Origin of the sequence: Rhizobium sp. PEPV16, assembly GCF_008919455.1 — a bacterium.
Lineage (GTDB): Bacteria > Pseudomonadota > Alphaproteobacteria > Rhizobiales > Rhizobiaceae > Rhizobium > Rhizobium leguminosarum_Q.
The window spans coordinates 1-1443 of record NZ_VSZV01000207.1; the positions used below are offsets into that span (position 1 = coordinate 1).

Annotated in this window: 1 protein-coding gene and 1 pseudogene; both read right to left on the reverse strand. The window is 61.0% G+C overall.

Going from position 1 to position 1443, the window contains the following annotated elements:
- Positions 1-110: 110 nt before the first annotated feature.
- Positions 111-824, reverse strand: coding sequence for a DNA helicase (locus tag FY112_RS06055; protein WP_151517963.1), 714 nt, complete (start codon positions 822-824; stop codon positions 111-113).
- A gap of 285 nt (positions 825-1109) precedes the next feature.
- Positions 1110-1443 (reverse strand): annotated as a pseudogene (locus FY112_RS37450) (ROK family transcriptional regulator); the annotation flags it as partial.

Here is a 1443-nt window from a genome sequence, read left to right on the forward strand (position 1 = left end):
TCGACAGGGCTCTCATATCCGCTCATGCCGGGCATTATGATAAAACCGGCGTGGCAGGGCAAGGTCCCGCGGGCCATGCGTGAGGCCCGCGAGCGGATCACGGCCGGTCGTTATCGCGCAGCCTGAAACGCCACCTGGCCGTTGTTCAAGAAGCACGTCTTGTCGAACAGTTTCAAGTCGAGCGGGTTCGGCAGCCTGATATCGGCGATATCAGGCAGGGGCTTTTGCGATCGCTCGTAGGATCGGTCGATCTGGGAGATGAAGACCACGATCAGGCCGCGCTCGCGTGCGAAAGCCTTCAGGGTGCGGACCTGGACGGAGAGTTCGGGGTTCTCCCGCTTCTGGTCGAGCAACTGGAGATAGTCAATGACGACGAGCGTGCCGCGCGAGGCGGAGGCCAGTCTCTCGGCGATATAGCCGGCGCTGATCGCGTCGGAGCCATCGAATTCGAACAGACGCTCGAATTGCGCCCGGTCGACGCCGATGGCGCGGAAGCGATCGGCAATATCCTCTTCCGTATATTCCAGCGAGAAGAACACACCGGGACGGCCTGATTTCATCGCCTCGACGGCGAGTTCGAGGCCCATCAGGGTCTTGCCGTGGCCGGGCCGGGCGCCGACGAGCAGGAGGTCGCCGGGCAGTAAGTGCGCAAACAGCTTGCCGGCGGGTGCTTCCGCCGCTGCTTTTGCCGCAAGCAGGCTCCAGCCGCTGTAACCCTCGTTTTGGGCTATGCGGTCGAGCGCCTGGTGCAAGGGTATGTCCTCGGCTCGGGAGAGCTTTCTGGCTTTACGCTTCAGGTGATAGATAGGCGCAGACATCTTCATTCATAAACCTCCTATTGCGAGCGGTTTCCGCAATCCCTCCTTATGCAAGATGCTCGAACAGTCGGTTCGGTTTCATGTGGCCCCACATGAAGTCTGCTTTCCCGATGGAGGGGGGAGGCGTGGGCTGCGCCAGAATCAGATCATAGCGCAGGAACGGCCGGGCGAAAATCGCCTGCGTAGTTCAAAGCAAAAAATGCCCGATGTCCTCAAGCGGAAGCACAGGGAATTGCCATAAGCGGCTGAGAGGCAGTCGATTTCGCGCGACGGACGGCGAAGTCGTTCGGATCAATAATAGGCCGATTTGAACGGGGCGATAGCGGCTCCCATGGCCGATGCGTCGCTTGCTATCTCGGAGATGATCAGCTTCGGGCGGGGGCGTGGCACGCCGTAGCGGGGGCGGTCGTAGATCTCGGTGCGATCGATCAGCATCTGCGCCAGGGCCGGTGGAATCTGGCCGCCGAAAACGATCCCCTGCGGATCGAAGATCGCCCAGATCGCATTGATGAGGCGGTTATAGGCGGGCGTCACCTCGTCCACCCATTCCACGACGCCCGGCCATTTCGGGTCGAAATGCTTGCGCATATAGCTGATCGAGGGGACGTCGACGCCATTGCGGTTG

Excerpts from the sequence above, each read along its gene's own strand:
- FY112_RS06055 (WP_151517963.1), bottom strand. The coding sequence starts at position 824 with ATGAAGATGTCTGCGCCTATCTATCACCTGAAGCGTAAAGCCAGAAAG.